The following is a 15366-nucleotide window of genomic DNA, read 5'->3' on the forward strand; positions in this document are numbered from 1 at the left end:
TTAACGTACTTTCCCTTCGATGACTTCGCGGAGACGGTCTTTGACCGAATCGATTGCGAGTTCTTCGACGACAGGCGTCAAGAATCCGTGGATGATTAAACGCTCTGCCTCTTGGCGAGACAAACCACGGCTCATCAAGTAGTACAATTGAACATCATCGACACGACCGACAGATGCTGCGTGACCTGCCATAACGTCATCTTCATCGATAAGAAGAATCGGGTTGGCATCCCCACGTGCTTTTTCAGAGAGCATCAAGACGCGCTCTGTTTGTACACCGTTCGATTTTGACGCACCGTGGTGAATCATCGATGTCCCGCTGAAGATTGCAGTGGCTGCGTCTTTTTGGACACCGTGAATCAAGATGAACCCTTCAGATGCTTTCCCGAAGTGGTCGGTACGGATGTTGAAGTTTTGTTTCTGTGCACCGCGACCGATTGTCACAGCTTTTGTATCTGAATACGTGTTGTCGCCGACGAGGTGAGTCTTCGTCTCGACGACTGAGTTCCCGTCGTTCATGTGACCGAGCGCCCAATCGAGGCGACCGTTCGCATAGACGACACCGCGACGGTTCATGAACGTAAGTGCTGATTCAGCGAGCTGATCGACACCACCGAAGACGACTTTCGCGTTCTCTCCAGCGAATACTTCCGTCACGACGTTGACCGTGTGTGGTTCATTCGTGCCAGAAAGGAAGTTTTCGATGTATGTCACTTCACTGCCTTCGTCTGCGACGAGGATCGTGTGGTGATAGAGGGCACCGTTCGCCTGTTCCATCGTGAAGATGGCTTGAAGCGGATCTTTCAATTGCGTGTTTTTCGGTACGTAGATGAATGCACCACCGTTTGTGAGGGCAGCATTCAACGCCGAAAGACGTTCTTCATCGACACGTACGCCTTCAGTCATGAAGTATTTCTCAACGAGCTCAGGATGTTGCTCCATCGCTTCTTTGATTCCCATGAACAAGACGCCTTCAGGCATCGACAATTCGTTATAGACGACATGACCGTTGCGTTCAACGAGCACGTTTGTCCGGTGGTCTCCGAGGAGTGATTCGATGTCCGCTGTCAAGCCGTCTTTTTGTTCGAGCTCGACATCTCCCGCTGTGAAGTCCCACTTATCAATCTTAATTTTTTCAACTTTTGGCAAAGCAAGTGTCGGCGCAAGTTCTGCTGCCTCTTTACGACGGTTGACCATCCATGCTGGTCCGCCGAGCGCTTCTGCACGTGCCGACAACGCTTGTGCATCCAATTCAAATTGTACGGTCATCGTACAGCCTCCTTACGCTTCTGTGTCTACTGTCATTCCGAGTTCTTGCTTCACCCAGTCGTAACCTTCTGCCTCGAGTCGCTGTGCGAGCTCTTTACCACCAGACATGACGATTTTCCCGTCCATCATGATGTGTACGAAGTCTGGCTCAATATAGTTGAGGAGACGTTGGTAGTGCGTGATGATCAAGCAGCCGAACTCTTCTGAACGCATTTCGTTTACGCCTTTGGCAACGACTTTAAGGGCATCGATATCAAGACCTGAGTCGATTTCATCCAAGATGGCGATGTTCGGTTGAATCATCATCATTTGAAGAATTTCGTTACGTTTCTTCTCACCGCCTGAGAATCCTTCGTTTAAATAACGGTGTGCCATTTCTGAAGGGATTTCGAGAAGCTCCATCTTCGCATCGAGTTCACGAATGAACTTCATGAGCGAGATTTCTTGACCTTCTTCACGACGTGAGTTGATTGCCGAACGCAAGAAGTCCGCGTTTGTGACACCACTGATTTCAGCCGGGTACTGCATCGCAAGGAACATCCCTGCTTGTGCGCGCTCGTCGACTTCCATCTCGAGAACATCTTCGCCGTTTAATTCGACGCTTCCCCCAGTGACCTCATAAAGTGGATGACCCATGAGTGCTGATGCGAGTGTTGATTTACCAGTCCCGTTAGGACCCATGATGGCATGAATTTCGCCACCTTTAATTTCTAGGTTAAGACCTTTGACAATCTCTTTTCCTTCGATTGAGACGCGGAGGTCATCAATTTTCATTTGTGGTACGTTAGACATTCGGATACCCCTTCCGTATTTTCTCGCCATAGTGAATGGCGTAGATTAGATATATTCTAATCTTAGACTAGTCATTTTTTTATTTCAAGCGACTCACCTTAGAATTCATTCTCAATAGAATGATAAAAGTTGAGAATGCTAATAGTAGGAAATCAAGACATTATCCGGCATTTTCTTCGACGAGTGCGAGGACTGCTTTCCGCTCTCGTACGGCAGCCGCGAAGAAGAAGGCACCACACCCCGTCAAGAGTGCCAAACTTCCGAATACAGGAAGCGACGACTGACCGAACGTATCCAGTAACACGCCACCGATAATCGGTCCGACCGTCTGACCGAGTGATGTCAATCCCATTGCCCCGAAATACGTCCCCCGTAAATGTTCCGGCGCGAGTTCATCCGTCAAGACGTCCGTCATGGTGAACATCAACACCTCACCGACGGTAAAGATGGCCATCGCGACAAATAGTACCCACTCTACCGTCGCAAATCCAATAAGCAAAAGTCCGAATGACAAGGTCGAAATCCCGAAGAAGAGTGACTTGATCGGAGAGACAAGAATCCCGAAACGCATAATCGGATATTGGACGATGAGAACCGTGATGGCGTTCGTCGTTAATAAGTAGGCGAATAATCTCGAGCCTTCTTCTAGTCCATCGCGTAGCGCGATGAATTGCGGGAGCGTCGAATTGAACTGGCTATAACCGATAATCGCGAAGATCATCCCGATGATGACCGCCCGAAACGTTCGGTCATCTCTCAGGACACGAAACGTCTCCGTCAAGCGCGGGCGTGCCTTGATTCCGTCCCCTTCTTCAAACGGATATTTGTAAAACAAGATAGATATAATGATCCCGTATAATATGTAGACAGCCGTCACGACGAAGAATGCAGTCTTCACACCAGTGAGTGACAAGACGACCGCCAAGAGTGGTCCGATGGCCGCGGCGATATTGATCATGAAGTAACGGACATTATAGACGATGACCCGCTGATCTGCCTGCGTCGTATCACTGATGAGTGCACGCGAAGCCGGTTCTAGGAATGATCGCGACATCCCCATCAACATCGATAGCATGTAAAACCAAAACAGTTCCGTCGCAAGTGCGAGACCAGCGAACGTGACGGCATTGAGCACGATCCCGATCAACATGAGCTGTTTTCGTCCATACCGATCAGAGAGTGTCCCCCCAAAGAAGCTCATGAACAGACCTGAAAGTGCCGTCACGGCAAAGATCGTTCCGATCACACTCGCTGAAAAGCCGAGCGTAGCTAGATAGATCGCAAAAAATGGCATGACAAAAAACGTCGCCAGTCGTGCAAAAAACGTCCCGAACAGGACGCCCCACGTCAGTGGATGAATCTGTCTGAGCTTCATCCAAATCCCCCCTTTTCTTTCATATATGTAGTGTACTTCTCTTTATGAAAGAACACTAGACAAAAAAAGACCCAGGAGGAAGTCTCCTGAGTCGAAATGACTTATTGTTTGACCGGTACGACCGCACCTTTGTATTCGTCCAAGATCCACTGTTGTGTCTCTTCAGACGTCAATACTTCGAGGAGTGCCTTGACGCGCTCGTCTTCTTCGTCCCCTTCACGCGTGACGATCAAGTTGACGTATGGTGAATCTTCCCCTTCGAGTGCAATCGCATCTTCGAGTGGGTTGAGACCTGCATCGATCGCATAGTTCGTGTTGATGAGGACCGCATCACCTTCTCCATTGTTGTAAGCCGTTGGAAGAAGTGCTGCTTCCACGTCCGTCTTGAATTTCAAGTCTTTCGGGTTGTCGACGATGTCAGCGACTGTCGCATCGACCGTTTTGCCTTCCGCAAGCGTGATGAGACCTTCTGACTGGAGCATCGTAAGGATTCGTCCATGGTCAGCGACCGATGAGCTCATGATGATTTCCGCTCCTTCAGGAAGCTCGTCAAGCGATTTGTATTTTTGTGAGTAGACACCGATCGGCTCGATGTGCACGCCACCTGCTGATGCGAATTTGTAGTCTTTGTTCTCAGCCATTTGTGACTCGAGGTATGGCTCGTGTTGGAAGTAGTTCGCATCGAGCTCCCCGCTCGCGAGCGTCTTGTTCGGAAGCACGTAGTCTTGGAACTTCTTGATTTCGAGTTTGTAACCTTTTGCTTCATATTCTTCTTGTACGTGCTCTAAAATCTCAGCGTGCGGTACGTTTGACGCACCGACGATCAATGTTTTCTCATCGCCAGAACCTGTTTCTGCCTCTTCCCCGCCGCAAGCCGCGAGAACCGTGAATGCTGATAATGCTGTCAATCCGAGTACTGTTTTCCAAGTTTTCATAATGAATCCCTCCAAATGGTATATGTGTGATTATGCTGAACGTTTATCTATCTTTGTGACGAGTCGGTCACCGATGAATTGGATGACGAACACGATGATCAAGATGAGCACCGTCGCCACGAACGTGACGTCGTTTTGTGAGCGTTGGAATCCTTCCAAGAAGGCTAAGTTCCCGAGTCCGCCACCCCCGACGACCCCCGCCATCGCCGTGTAACCGACGATTGCTACGATGGTCACCGTGAGTCCCGATACGATTGCCGGAAGAGCTTCTGGAATCAAGACTTTGTAGATGATTTGCCATTTTGTCGCTCCCATCGATTCGGCCGCTTCAATGACCCCACGGTCGACTTCACGAAGCGCAAGTTCGACCATCCGAGCATAGAACGGTGCCGCTCCGATGATGAGTGCCGGAAGCGCCGCCGTCGAACCGAGCATCGTACCGAGTAGGAACAACGTGAACGGGATGAGTAAGATAATTAAGATGATGAACGGGATCGAACGAAACACGTTGACGATCGCGCTGACGAAGACGTAAATCGGACGATTCTTCAATAAAAGCGACTCGTTTGTAATATAGAGAATCAAGCCTAAAGCCAGTCCGATCACAAACGTCGCCACACCTGCGACGAGCGTCATGTATAACGTCTCCCAAGTCTGCTCCATCATAATTTGCCAATCTACGTTAGGAAACATCGCTTTCCACCTCCACTTCTACGGATTGCGAACGAATCGACGCGATGGCACGATCGATTTCACTTGCTTCCCCAATCAGTTGGATGAATAGCGTACCGAGCGCACCGACTTGTGACTGGGTCACGTTCCCGCCGATGATATTGAATCCGATGTCATGCGTCTTGAGGACGTCAGATAAAATCGGTTGTTCTGCCGTCTCGTTCAAGAATTTCAATTTGACGATTTGACCGCTCGGATACCGTTCTTTAAGGTGTTCGAACGTGAGCGATAGATCGTCGACCGCCCCGATTTGCTTGACGAATTCTTTCGTGATCGGTTGCTCCGGATGTTGGAACACGTCCGAGACTTGACCGGTCTCAACGACTTTGCCGGCCTCCATCACGGCGACACGGTGACAAATCTTTTGGATGACATGCATCTCATGCGTGATGAGGACGATCGTCAATCCGAGCTTCTTATTGATACTGACGAGCAGTTCGAGAATCGAATCCGTCGTCTTCGGGTCGAGCGCGCTTGTCGCTTCGTCACAGAGGAGAACCTCAGGATTTGTAGCGAGCGCGCGGGCGATCCCGACTCGCTGTTTTTGACCGCCCGACAGTTGCGATGGATAGCTGTCCTCACGACCAGCCAAACCTACGAGCTCGACGAGTTCTTGGACGCGTCGTTTCCGCTCACTTGCCGGTACCCCGATCAGTTCGAGTGGGAAGCTGATGTTTTCTGCGACCGTGCGCGACCACAAAAGATTAAAGTGCTGGAAGACCATCGAGACGTTCTTGCGAACCCCTCGTAGTTCTTTCGGGCTGAGCTTCGTGAGCTCACTCCCAGCGACCTCGATTTCACCGCTTGACGGTGACTCGAGACGGTTGAGTAATCGGATGAGCGTCGATTTCCCCGCTCCCGAATATCCGATTATTCCAAAAATTTCACCGCGATCAATTGTTAATGACACATCATCGACCGCCTGGACACGACCATTCTTCGTATCGAACCATTTGGCGACGTTTCGTAATTGAATCAATACCTTTCCCTCCTGACAACAAAAAAAGCGCGCACGTTTGAGCAAACGTGCGCACTTTATCGTACGGACAACGATTGCTCTCATCTGTCAAGGTTTCTCACCTTGCTGGAATTAGCACCATTTCGGATTGCTCCGCGGTTGCTGGGCGTCATAGGGCCAGTCCCTCAGCCTCTCTTGATAAGAGTGTTGTGTATTCGATTAGCTTTATCATAGCGACAGCTTTTTCTGCTGTCAAATCCTTTTTTCAAAAAAATTAAAAAAAGGTGCCGTCCGAGGACGACACAGAACGTAGCACCTTGAGTCACGGAAGGACAGCCCATAGATGAAAATCTTTTGCCCGTTCAAGATTTACATCCTTACATGGGGGAGATTCACCAATCATCACTCGATCTTGGCTTGGACCGTGCAATTATACGGAACGTCTTTCTTCGCTTGATTTTTTTGGGGGACAATCGAAGGGAAGACTGACGTGTATTCGTATAAAGGTAGCAGCGGCTTCGCCAAAACGTCTTGATATCGGGAATATCGCGTCCTATTTTGTGTTCAAGTAAGATGTTGTAATGAATATACCATTCGTGAACTTTCTGTGTCAACTGATTATTTAAAATTTTCAGATTATTCTAATGTTCCTCTCTCATTTCATGAAAGAGAGGACATGTTGCACATTCTGAAACGCGTACAATCGATCTTGAACCTCGCCATTTTCAAGCTTCAACAAGGCGGGTACGCTCATCACTTGGTAGGCTTCTAGCTCTTTTGGGATATAGTTCGCATCTCGCTTTTCGATTTTAATTTCAGGGGCGATCGCTTCGACGACCGTCAACATTTTTTCCGCCACAGCGCATGTACCACACATCGGGGCGTATATATATAAGAATCCGTCTGTAATCATTCTTCTCACCTCTCTTGTCATTATAAGGGGCGATGGATTCTCATTCAAAAATCGTGCTTTGATGAAATTTCAGAATTTTCCAATGATTCTCTTGACTCTTTCTGTAGAGAGGAATAATATGGGTTCTAACTTTATCGCTTTTGTACATAACAGCAAAGAAGAAGGACAGGTGAATGAATGATGACGGAACAAGCAACAGGTACGATGAAACAGTTCACGATGAACGTCTTAAACGGTCTCAGCATGGCAATTCTGATCGCCCTCATCCCGAGCGCTTTGCTCGGTGAATTAACGAAAGCAATACTTCCGTATTTTCCGTCTCTTCAATTCATATTGGATGCGACGACAATTGCGATGCGGCTTCTGCCAGCCATTATCGGGCTAGCGGTCGCCATGCAGTTCGGACGATCGATTCTCGAAACCGGGACCATCGCGATTGCGACGTATGTCGGTAGCGGTGCCGTCCGAATCGACGAAGGGGCTTTTGTGATGGCCGGCATCGGGGACGTGATCACAGCTGGTGTTACCGCTGCAATCGCTACACTTCTTGTCATGAAACTCGCTCCCCACTTGAAAACGTATACGGTCATTGTTATGCCGATGACCATCATTGTCGTCGCAGGAGGCATCGGTACTTTCCTACTGACGTACATCTCCCAGATCACGACGTATATCGGTCTACTCATCATGACAATGACTGACCTGCAACCGGTCCTCATGGGAATCCTGATCGCCATGGCGTTCTCACTCATTATCGTCTCGCCGATCTCGACTGTCGGGATTGCGACAGCCATCAGCTTGTCCGGTGTCGCGGCTGGTGCGGCGAACCTCGGGGTCGTCGCTGCCGGATTCGGTCTCGCGATCGCCGGATGGCAGGCAAACGCGACCGGCACATCGATTGCCCATTTCCTCGGCTCTCCGAAGATTCAGATGGCGAACTTTGTCCGACGCCCCATCATGATGCTTCCCATTTTGGCAAATGCGGCGATTCTCGGTGCGCTCGCAGGGATTCTAAAAATTGAAGGAACACCAATCAGCGCCGGGTTCGGCGTGTCAGGTCTCATCGGTCCGGTGAACGCCCTTCACCTCATGCCGGGTGGATTCGCTCTCTTCAACGTCCTGCTCGTCATCGTCTTGTTCGGACTGATTCCGGTCGCACTCGGAATCTTCTTCTACCGTGTGTTTGAACGGACGACTCTCGTCGAATCCGATCATTACCGACTCGATTTCGAGTAAACAAAAAGCCGGCTTCTCCAATGGAGAGGCCGGCTTTGATTATCCTTGAATCATCGCTTCGTATTCTTCTGCAGACATGAGTTTGTCGAGGTCTGACTCTTCCGTCAACTCGACTTCAATCATCCATGCGTTTTCAAACGGTGACTCGTTGACGAGTTCTGGAGAATCCGCGAGGTCCTCGTTCACTGCCGTGATGCGACCAGATACCGGTGCATACAACTCAGAGACCGTCTTCACTGATTCGACTGAGCCGAATGGCTCGTCAAGCAAAATCGTACCATCGACTTCTGGGAGTTCGACAAACACGATGTCCCCTAGTTCGCTTTGTGCGAAATCCGTAATGCCGATGCGGGCTTTCGTTCCATTTACTTCTACCCACTCATGTTCTTTTGAATAACGTAAATTTGCTGGTACTTTGCTCATCCTAACTTCCCCCTCAAATAAATTAGACTCACATCTGTATTATAGCACTTAGCCCCAAACGTCCGTAAAGGACTTTTCTGAAAATCCGACGGTCGTTTTTTCACCATTTGTGACGATTGGTCGCTTCAAAAGCATACCATTGCTTGCTAATAGCTCGAGTTGTTCGTCTTCTGATAGATTCGGTAGCTTGTCTTTGATGCCTTCGTTCCGATAGACTTGCCCGCTCGTGTTAAAGAACTTTTTGAGTGGTAGACCTGATTGTTTCCACAGTTCGGCGAGTTCCTCTTTCGTCGGCGTCGATTCGACGATATGGATATATGTATACTCGATGCCTTGTTCCTTCAACCATTTTTCTGCCTTTTTACATGTACTGCATGGTGGATAGCCATATAGTGTCACCATCTGTTCATCACCTCTTTCCTCAATGTAGCACACCTAGAGAATTTAAATCACGTCTCAAGCAACCGTTCAATCTCTCGCTTCATCGTTGGGTTGACCACATAGCGTTCTTCGATAAAACGTAAGATAGTCGAGGCTGCGACGCCTGACTTGCCATATCCTAATACCCCGCCCAACAGGAAAGAAATCATCTTGGGCTGTCTCGACTCGACCCGGCGTGTCGGATTGAACGGGTCCCCTTGTTCACCGATTGCCTTCAAGACGTTCTGAACAGCTGCGACCTGGACGAGCTCGAATCCGGCGAGCGTTTCGCCACGACGTTCACGTAGCAAGCCGACGTATAGGTTCGTCAACGCCTCTTCATAATAATAAGCCGCTGTTTCACGGGTGATTTCGAGGCGTGGTGTCGCAAATACCTCGAGCGCCTTGTCCCGTCGCCAGACGACACGTCCTGGCGTATAGGCGATGGTCGCCATTTCATGCAGTTCAAAGACGGCGAACTCACCATAAATGCCATCATGGTACATGATCTTATGCCCGTCCTTCGTGTTTTGGAACTGATAATGAAGCGGTTCGATCTCGAGCCAGTCAAGTCGATCGATAAAGCGCGCCTTCTGCCCATCCTCGACAATCAAAAAGAAATCGAGGTCCGAATACTCATCCAACCGCTCCGTCTCTTGTCCAATCGACCCCAATGCGAGCAGCATGAGCGTCCCGTCCAGTTCGGCTACGGACCGTCCAATGCGTTCCATCCGGTCGAGTAATACATCTCGTTTTGTCATCATCTCTCCCCCTCGTCTCTATTGTACGTGGCAGAGCTCAAAAAAAGAAAGGATCGACCGCGTCCGGTCCACCCTTTCTGTCAATTTGATTAGACGATAAACTTGTTCGCTTTGATGAGGCTCGCTGCGACTTCGCGCTTCGTGCCGATCACGTTGATTGGCTGGTAGCGGCTGAATTTCTTCATTGCCGAGAGAAGCATACGTTGCTCGTCGCCAGACGCCGCTGCGTATAACACTTCTTTCGCCATGAGTTCGACTTGCTTGAACACTTGCTCCGCAAAGATTTCAGTGTAGCGGACTTTGAGCGTATTCTTCTCTTCGCCTGAACGGGCAATCGCTTTGTCTGTACGAGCGATGGCTGCTTCAAGCGCATAGATGGCACTGATCATGTCTGCAATCTTCGCCAAGATTTCTTGTTCGTTTTGAAGGTCTTGTTGATACTTCTGTACAGCTGTACCCGCGACCATCAAGTTGATTTTCTTCATGTTCGAAAGGAGCATCTTCTCGCGAGCGAGTGGTGACCCATCCAATTCTTGTGGCATGTAGCTCATGAGCTCTTTTTGAAGTTTTTGCGCTTCTGCGAGGAGCGGTAATTCACCTTTCATCGCTTTCTTGAGGAGCGTACCTGGGACGATCAAACGGTTGATCTCGTTCGTCCCTTCGAAGATACGGTTGATCCGTGAGTCACGGTAGAGGTTCTCGACTTCATACTCTGCCATGAATCCGTATCCACCATGAATTTGAACGGCTTCATCGACGACATAGTCGAACGTCTCAGAAGCGAAGACTTTGTTGAGTGAGCATTCGATCGCGTATTCTGCGATCGCTTGTGCGACTTTCGATCCGTCGCGCATGTTCTCATCACCGAGTGCATCCAAGCTATCCTGGAACAAACCACCTGTACGATAGACTGAACTTTCCATCGCATAGATGTTCGCTGCCATCGTCGCCAATTTCTCTTGGATGAGTGGGAATTGGCTGATCGGTGTCTTGAACTGTTTACGCTCGTTCGCATATTGAACCGAGAGGTCGAATGCACGTTTTGAAGAACCGACTGCTCCGACTGCGAGTTTGTAACGACCGACGTTCAAGATGTTGAAGGCGATGACGTGACCTTTTCCAACTTCACCGAGAAGGTTGTCGACTGGTACTTCGACATCTTCAAGGATGAGCGTACGTGTCGACGATCCCTTGATCCCCATCTTCTGCTCTTCTGCGCCCGTTGAGACTCCTTTAAAGTCACGCTCGACGATGAAGGCACTGAACTTGTCGCCATCGATTTTCGCATAGACGACGAACACGTTCGCGAAGCCGGCGTTTGTGATCCATTGTTTCTCGCCGTTCAAGACGTAGTGCGTGCCCGCCTCATTCAAGACAGCTGTCGTTTTCGCACCGAGGGCGTCAGACCCTGAGCCTGGCTCAGTGAGCGCGTAAGCCGCGATCCATTCGCCTGTCGCGAGTTTTGGCAAGTACTTGTGCTTTTGCTCTTCTGATCCGAAGAAGACGATCGGGAGCGTCCCGATCCCCACGTGTGCGCCGTAGCTGAGTGCGAACGAACGTGCTTTCGCGAAGCGCTCCGTGATGATTGAAGATGAGATTTTATCGAGTTGGTAACCGCCGTACTCTTCAGGAACGTCTGCTCCGAGAAGACCGAGCTCGCCCGCTTCTTTCAACAATTCGACAGAGAGGTCGAACTCGTGTTTCTCGATGCGCTCGAGGACTGGCATGACGCGGTCATCGACAAATCCAGCCGTCGTGTCACCAATCATCTTATGCTCATCTGAGAAATCCTCTGGTGTGAAGAGACGCTCTGCGTCGAGTGCGTCAATGACAAAGCTACCGCCTTTAATCAATTCATGTTCTGTACGTTCCATATCCGATTCCCCCTTATAGTAATTCGAAGACACCAGCCGCGCCCATTCCGCCGCCGATACACATCGTGACAACCCCATACTTCTCATTGCGTCGTTTCATCTCATGCAAGATCGAGACTGAAAGTTTTGCTCCCGTACATCCAAGTGGGTGACCGAGGGCGATAGCGCCGCCGTTCACGTTCACTTTCGATGGATCGATTCCGAGTTCACGGATGACACCGAGTGACTGGCTCGCGAACGCTTCATTCAACTCGAACAATCCGACTTCTTCTAATTTCACGCCAGCCATCTCGAGTGCTTTCGGAATGGCGACGACTGGACCGATTCCCATCACTTCTGGACGGACACCGCCGACCGCGAACGAGAGAAACTTGGCCATCGGTTGCAATCCTTGGCGTTCTGCTTCTTCACGGTCCATGACGAGGACAGCTGCTGCTCCGTCTGATACTTGTGAAGCGTTACCTGCTGTGACCGACCCTTTGATTTTGAAGGCCGGGCGGAGTTTCCCGAGTGCTTCAATCGTCGAATCGGCACGGACACCTTCGTCATGCTTCACGACTTTCTCCACTTCCGCGACTTTACCGTCTTCACCGAGTACGTGCTCGATGACCGTCACAGGAACGATTTCTTCTTGGAACTTGCCACCTGCGATAGCCGCTGCCGCCTTTTGGTGACTGTTGATGGCGAACGCATCTTGGTCTTCACGCGAGATGTTATATTCGGCTGCAACACGTTCTGCCGTATGCCCCATGCTCATGTAGTACTCTGGTGCCGTCTCCATGATGTGTGGGTTTGGACGGATGACGTGACCACCCATCGGCACTTGGCTCATCGATTCCATACCGCCAGCGATGATTGCCGTCGCTTGACCGATCATGATTTTGGCCGCCGCGTCCGCGATGGCTTGAAGGCCTGACGAGCAGTAGCGGTTGATGGTGATCGCTGGAACTTCGTGCGACAGTCCCCCCCGGACCGCCGCATAGCGAGCGATGTTCATCCCTTGCTCCGCTTCTGGCATCGCACAACCCATGATGACGTCATCAATCGGGCCTTTATATCCTGAACGCTCAAGCGTTGCCTTGATGGCATATCCCGCGAGCTCGTCCGAACGAACGTTACGGAACGATCCGCGTTTTGCTTTTCCGACCGGCGTCCGTGCGCCGGCTACGATGACTGCTTCCCTCATCTGTATTGTCCCCCTTTATCAGTTCCGTAGTGGTTTGCCTTTCACGAGCATGTGTTGCATCCGTTGTTGTGACTTCGGCTCCCCGATGAGGCTTAAGAAAGCTTCGCGCTCGATGTCAAGGAAGTACTGCTCATCGACGAGCGTACCGTATGCCAAGTCGCCACCACTGATGACGTGTGCGAGTTTCTTCGCAATCTTCAAATCGTGCTCTGAAATATAACCACCGTAGAACATTTCGTACGCCGCGAGTTCGAGCGTCGCTTTACCTGTTTGACCGACGACCGGTAACTTCTCACGAACCGGTGCCGTGTACCCGTCAGCCAGTTCAAGGACCGTTTGTTTCGCATCGAACGTCAAGTGGTCGCGGTTCATCGAGATGCCGTCGACCGCACGATGGTAACCGAGTGCTTTCGCATCAAATGCCGACTTCGATACTTTCGCCATCGCGATGTTCTCGAACGTCTGTTGCGCAGCCTTCTCGATGTTTTGCATCGATTTTGGTGTCTGCTCAAGGAGTCGACGGTACGTGTTGACGTTTCCGCCCCCACCAGGGATGAGGCCGACACCGACTTCGACAAGACCCATGTATGTCTCAAGTGCGGCTTGCATACGGGCTGCCGGTAAGCTGATTTCCGTTCCACCACCGAGCGTCATACCGTACGGTGCAGCAACGACCGGACGACTTGAATAACGAATCTTTTGAACGACTTGTTGGAACTTGTTGATGATCCAATCGAGTTCGAACCAGTTCTCGTCTTCGGCTTCCATAAGCATCATCGCAAGGTTCGCACCGACACAGAAGTTCTTGCCGTCGTTGGCAAGGACCATTCCTTTGAAGTCTTGCTCGACACGATCGATCGACTGTTCGATCATCTGCATGATGTCGACACCGATCGCGTTGTTTGGTGATGTGAATTCGAGTGCGACCACGTCATCACCGATATCGACGAGGCGTGCGCCACCATTTTCTAAAATGATGCCGTTTGATTTTGCGAGCGGCTTGAGTTTCAATTCTTTCGGGTTGACGGTCTTCTCGACATACGTCTTCGACGCTTTATCGTAATACTGGTCTCCCTTGTAGAATGACGTATTGCCTGCAGCAAGCATCTCATCGATCCATGCCGGGACGTCATAGCCTTCCACTTTCATACGCTCGACTGATTTCTCAACACCGAGGGCATCCCACATCTCGAACGGTCCAAACTTCCAACCGAAGCCCCACTTCATCGCATCGTCAATCGCAACGATCGTATCGGCGATTTCACCAGTGAGACGTGCCGAGTAAGCGAGCGTCTTCGCCGTGATTGGCCAGAGCAATTGGCCGACGCGACCTTTGTTCAAGATGGCACCTTTCAATTTTGCTTTCGAGCCAGGAAGTGACTTAATTTGATCGAGCTCAGGACCTGTAATCGCTTTCAATTGTTCGTATTCGAACGTCTGAAGATTCAACTCCTGGATGACCTTGCCTTCTTTCTTATAGAAGCCTTGACCAGCCTTTTGTCCGATCCAACCTTTTTCAACGAGTTGCTTCATTTCTTTCGGAACGTCGAACGTGTCCTTCTCTTCCCCTGATTCGAGTGTCTCGTAGACGTTCCCCGCCACGTGGACGAATGTGTCGATTCCGACGACGTCGAGTGTGCGGAATGTCGCTGATTTTGGACGACCGATGAGTGGACCTGTGATCGAGTCCATCTCTCCGATTGAAGCGTTTTGCTTGAGCATCTCTTCAAACGTGACGAGAAGACCATACGTCCCAATCCGGTTCCCGATGAAGTTCGGTGTGTCTTTTGCTTCGACGACACCTTTGCCGAGACGATCTTCAGCGAAACGTGACATGAAGTCGATGACCGGACGGGCTGTTTTCTCCGTCGGAATGAGTTCGAGCAACTTCAAGTAACGCGGTGGGTTGAAGAAGTGCGTGCCGAGGAAGCGTGATTTCAATCCTTCCGGAAGGGCACTTGCCATCGCTTCGATTGAGATCCCTGACGTGTTCGAGCTGAGAATCGCGTCTTCACGGATGTAAGGTGCAATCTTCTCGAAGAGTTGTTGCTTCACGTCGAGACGTTCGACGACGACTTCGATGACCCAATCCGCTTCTTTCAAACGCTCTAAGTCATCTTCTAAGTTCCCGACTTCGATGAAGTTGAGATGTTCCGCTGTCGCGAGTGGTGCTGGATTTTGTTTCAATAGCTTTTGACGGTTTTCTGAGGCGATGCGATTGCGTACTTCCGGCGACTCGAGCGTCAACCCTTTCGCTTCCTCTTTGGCTGTCAATTCACGTGGTACGATGTCGAGCATGAGCGAACGAATCCCCGCGTTCGCCAAGTGAGCCGCAATCCCCGCCCCCATTACTCCTGAACCGATGACGACCGCAAAACGAATTGAGTTCGTCAAACGGAGGTCGGTTGATTGTTCGATGTGACTCGTCATAGTGTTCCCCCCTAAAATGAGAATGAATAGTGATTCATTTCACGCGTAAAAAAAATCGCAAT

At 50.4% G+C, this 15366-nt stretch carries 14 protein-coding genes and 1 riboswitch; of the genes, 1 reads left to right on the forward strand and 13 read right to left on the reverse strand.

The window, feature by feature from the left end:
• The 7 genes from sufD to GVY43_RS06460 all read right to left on the reverse strand — a co-directional run bounded on the left by sufD (window position 1) and on the right by GVY43_RS06460 (window position 6974).
• Window positions 1-1269 (reverse strand): Fe-S cluster assembly protein SufD, encoded by a 1269-nt coding sequence (gene sufD, locus GVY43_RS06430; RefSeq protein ID WP_074036358.1) that lies wholly within the window; start codon window positions 1267-1269, stop codon window positions 1-3.
• Between the two features lie 12 nt (window positions 1270-1281).
• Complete coding sequence (gene sufC, locus GVY43_RS06435; RefSeq protein WP_143180266.1) at window positions 1282-2043, reverse strand: Fe-S cluster assembly ATPase SufC; 762 nt, start codon at window positions 2041-2043, stop codon at window positions 1282-1284.
• Between the two features lie 178 nt (window positions 2044-2221).
• Window positions 2222-3436 carry an MFS transporter gene (locus GVY43_RS06440; protein ID WP_159562601.1) on the reverse strand — a complete coding sequence of 405 codons (1215 nt, stop codon included), beginning with the start codon at window positions 3434-3436 and terminating at the stop codon, window positions 2222-2224.
• 101 nt (window positions 3437-3537) lie between these two features.
• Window positions 3538-4371, reverse strand: coding sequence for a MetQ/NlpA family ABC transporter substrate-binding protein (locus GVY43_RS06445; protein WP_159562602.1), 834 nt, complete (start codon window positions 4369-4371; stop codon window positions 3538-3540).
• Window positions 4372-4401: 30 nt separating this feature from the next.
• The gene (locus GVY43_RS06450; RefSeq protein ID WP_012726857.1) at window positions 4402-5064 is read right to left on the reverse strand and encodes a methionine ABC transporter permease; all 663 of its coding nucleotides are present in this window, start codon (window positions 5062-5064) and stop codon (window positions 4402-4404) included.
• Entirely contained in the window at window positions 5054-6082 is a 1029-nt protein-coding gene (locus GVY43_RS06455; protein WP_147538181.1) for a methionine ABC transporter ATP-binding protein, read from the reverse strand. The genes GVY43_RS06450 and GVY43_RS06455 overlap by 11 nt, the downstream gene beginning before the upstream one ends.
• 77 nt (window positions 6083-6159) lie before the next feature.
• Window positions 6160-6266: riboswitch (SAM riboswitch) on the reverse strand.
• Window positions 6267-6716: 450 nt separating this feature from the next.
• A complete protein-coding gene (locus GVY43_RS06460) occupies window positions 6717-6974 on the reverse strand; it encodes a thioredoxin family protein (protein WP_159562603.1) in 258 nt (85 codons plus the stop codon).
• A gap of 180 nt (window positions 6975-7154) precedes the next feature.
• Between GVY43_RS06460 and GVY43_RS06465 the strand changes: the two genes are divergently transcribed.
• The gene (locus GVY43_RS06465; RefSeq protein ID WP_074036348.1) at window positions 7155-8210 is read left to right on the forward strand and encodes a PTS transporter subunit IIC; all 1056 of its coding nucleotides are present in this window, start codon (window positions 7155-7157) and stop codon (window positions 8208-8210) included.
• A 39-nt stretch (window positions 8211-8249) separates the two neighbouring features.
• On the opposite strand, the gene gcvH is transcribed toward GVY43_RS06465, so the two are convergent.
• The 6 genes from gcvH to GVY43_RS06495 form a co-directional block, all read right to left on the reverse strand.
• Window positions 8250-8633: a glycine cleavage system protein GcvH gene (gene gcvH / locus GVY43_RS06470; protein ID WP_012726861.1), complete on the reverse strand. Its 384-nt coding sequence runs from the start codon at window positions 8631-8633 to the stop codon at window positions 8250-8252.
• Between the two features lie 48 nt (window positions 8634-8681).
• Window positions 8682-9035, reverse strand: a complete 354-nt coding sequence (locus GVY43_RS06475; protein WP_159562604.1) for an arsenate reductase family protein — start codon at window positions 9033-9035, stop codon at window positions 8682-8684.
• A gap of 47 nt (window positions 9036-9082) precedes the next feature.
• Window positions 9083-9814 (reverse strand): hypothetical protein, encoded by a 732-nt coding sequence (locus tag GVY43_RS06480; protein WP_159562605.1) that lies wholly within the window; start codon window positions 9812-9814, stop codon window positions 9083-9085.
• Between the two features lie 89 nt (window positions 9815-9903).
• Window positions 9904-11688, reverse strand: coding sequence for an acyl-CoA dehydrogenase family protein (locus tag GVY43_RS06485; protein ID WP_159562606.1), 1785 nt, complete (start codon window positions 11686-11688; stop codon window positions 9904-9906).
• Between the two features lie 13 nt (window positions 11689-11701).
• Window positions 11702-12874 (reverse strand): acetyl-CoA C-acetyltransferase, encoded by a 1173-nt coding sequence (locus GVY43_RS06490; protein WP_012726865.1) that lies wholly within the window; start codon window positions 12872-12874, stop codon window positions 11702-11704.
• Between the two features lie 18 nt (window positions 12875-12892).
• The gene (locus GVY43_RS06495) at window positions 12893-15304 is read right to left on the reverse strand and encodes a 3-hydroxyacyl-CoA dehydrogenase/enoyl-CoA hydratase family protein (RefSeq protein WP_159562607.1); all 2412 of its coding nucleotides are present in this window, start codon (window positions 15302-15304) and stop codon (window positions 12893-12895) included.
• Between the last annotated feature and the right edge of the window lie 62 nt (window positions 15305-15366).

The sequence above is a fragment of the Exiguobacterium sp. 8H genome (assembly GCF_902506255.1).
Lineage (GTDB): Bacteria > Bacillota > Bacilli > Exiguobacteriales > Exiguobacteriaceae > Exiguobacterium > Exiguobacterium profundum.

Excerpts from the sequence above, each read along its gene's own strand:
- GVY43_RS06440 (WP_159562601.1), bottom strand. The coding sequence starts at position 3,436 with ATGAAGCTCAGACAGATTCATCCACTGACGTGGGGCGTCCTGTTCGGG.
- GVY43_RS06485 (WP_159562606.1), bottom strand. The coding sequence starts at position 11,688 with ATGGAACGTACAGAACATGAATTGATTAAAGGCGGTAGCTTTGTCATT.
- GVY43_RS06450 (WP_012726857.1), bottom strand. The coding sequence starts at position 5,064 with ATGTTTCCTAACGTAGATTGGCAAATTATGATGGAGCAGACTTGGGAG.
- gcvH (WP_012726861.1), bottom strand. The coding sequence starts at position 8,633 with ATGAGCAAAGTACCAGCAAATTTACGTTATTCAAAAGAACATGAGTGG.
- GVY43_RS06495 (WP_159562607.1), bottom strand. The coding sequence starts at position 15,304 with ATGACGAGTCACATCGAACAATCAACCGACCTCCGTTTGACGAACTCA.
- GVY43_RS06480 (WP_159562605.1), bottom strand. The coding sequence starts at position 9,814 with ATGACAAAACGAGATGTATTACTCGACCGGATGGAACGCATTGGACGG.
- GVY43_RS06445 (WP_159562602.1), bottom strand. The coding sequence starts at position 4,371 with ATGAAAACTTGGAAAACAGTACTCGGATTGACAGCATTATCAGCATTC.
- GVY43_RS06465 (WP_074036348.1), top strand. The coding sequence starts at position 7,155 with ATGACGGAACAAGCAACAGGTACGATGAAACAGTTCACGATGAACGTC.
- GVY43_RS06490 (WP_012726865.1), bottom strand. The coding sequence starts at position 12,874 with ATGAGGGAAGCAGTCATCGTAGCCGGCGCACGGACGCCGGTCGGAAAA.
- GVY43_RS06460 (WP_159562603.1), bottom strand. The coding sequence starts at position 6,974 with ATGATTACAGACGGATTCTTATATATATACGCCCCGATGTGTGGTACA.
- GVY43_RS06475 (WP_159562604.1), bottom strand. The coding sequence starts at position 9,035 with ATGGTGACACTATATGGCTATCCACCATGCAGTACATGTAAAAAGGCA.
- sufD (WP_074036358.1), bottom strand. The coding sequence starts at position 1,269 with ATGACCGTACAATTTGAATTGGATGCACAAGCGTTGTCGGCACGTGCA.
- sufC (WP_143180266.1), bottom strand. The coding sequence starts at position 2,043 with ATGAAAATTGATGACCTCCGCGTCTCAATCGAAGGAAAAGAGATTGTC.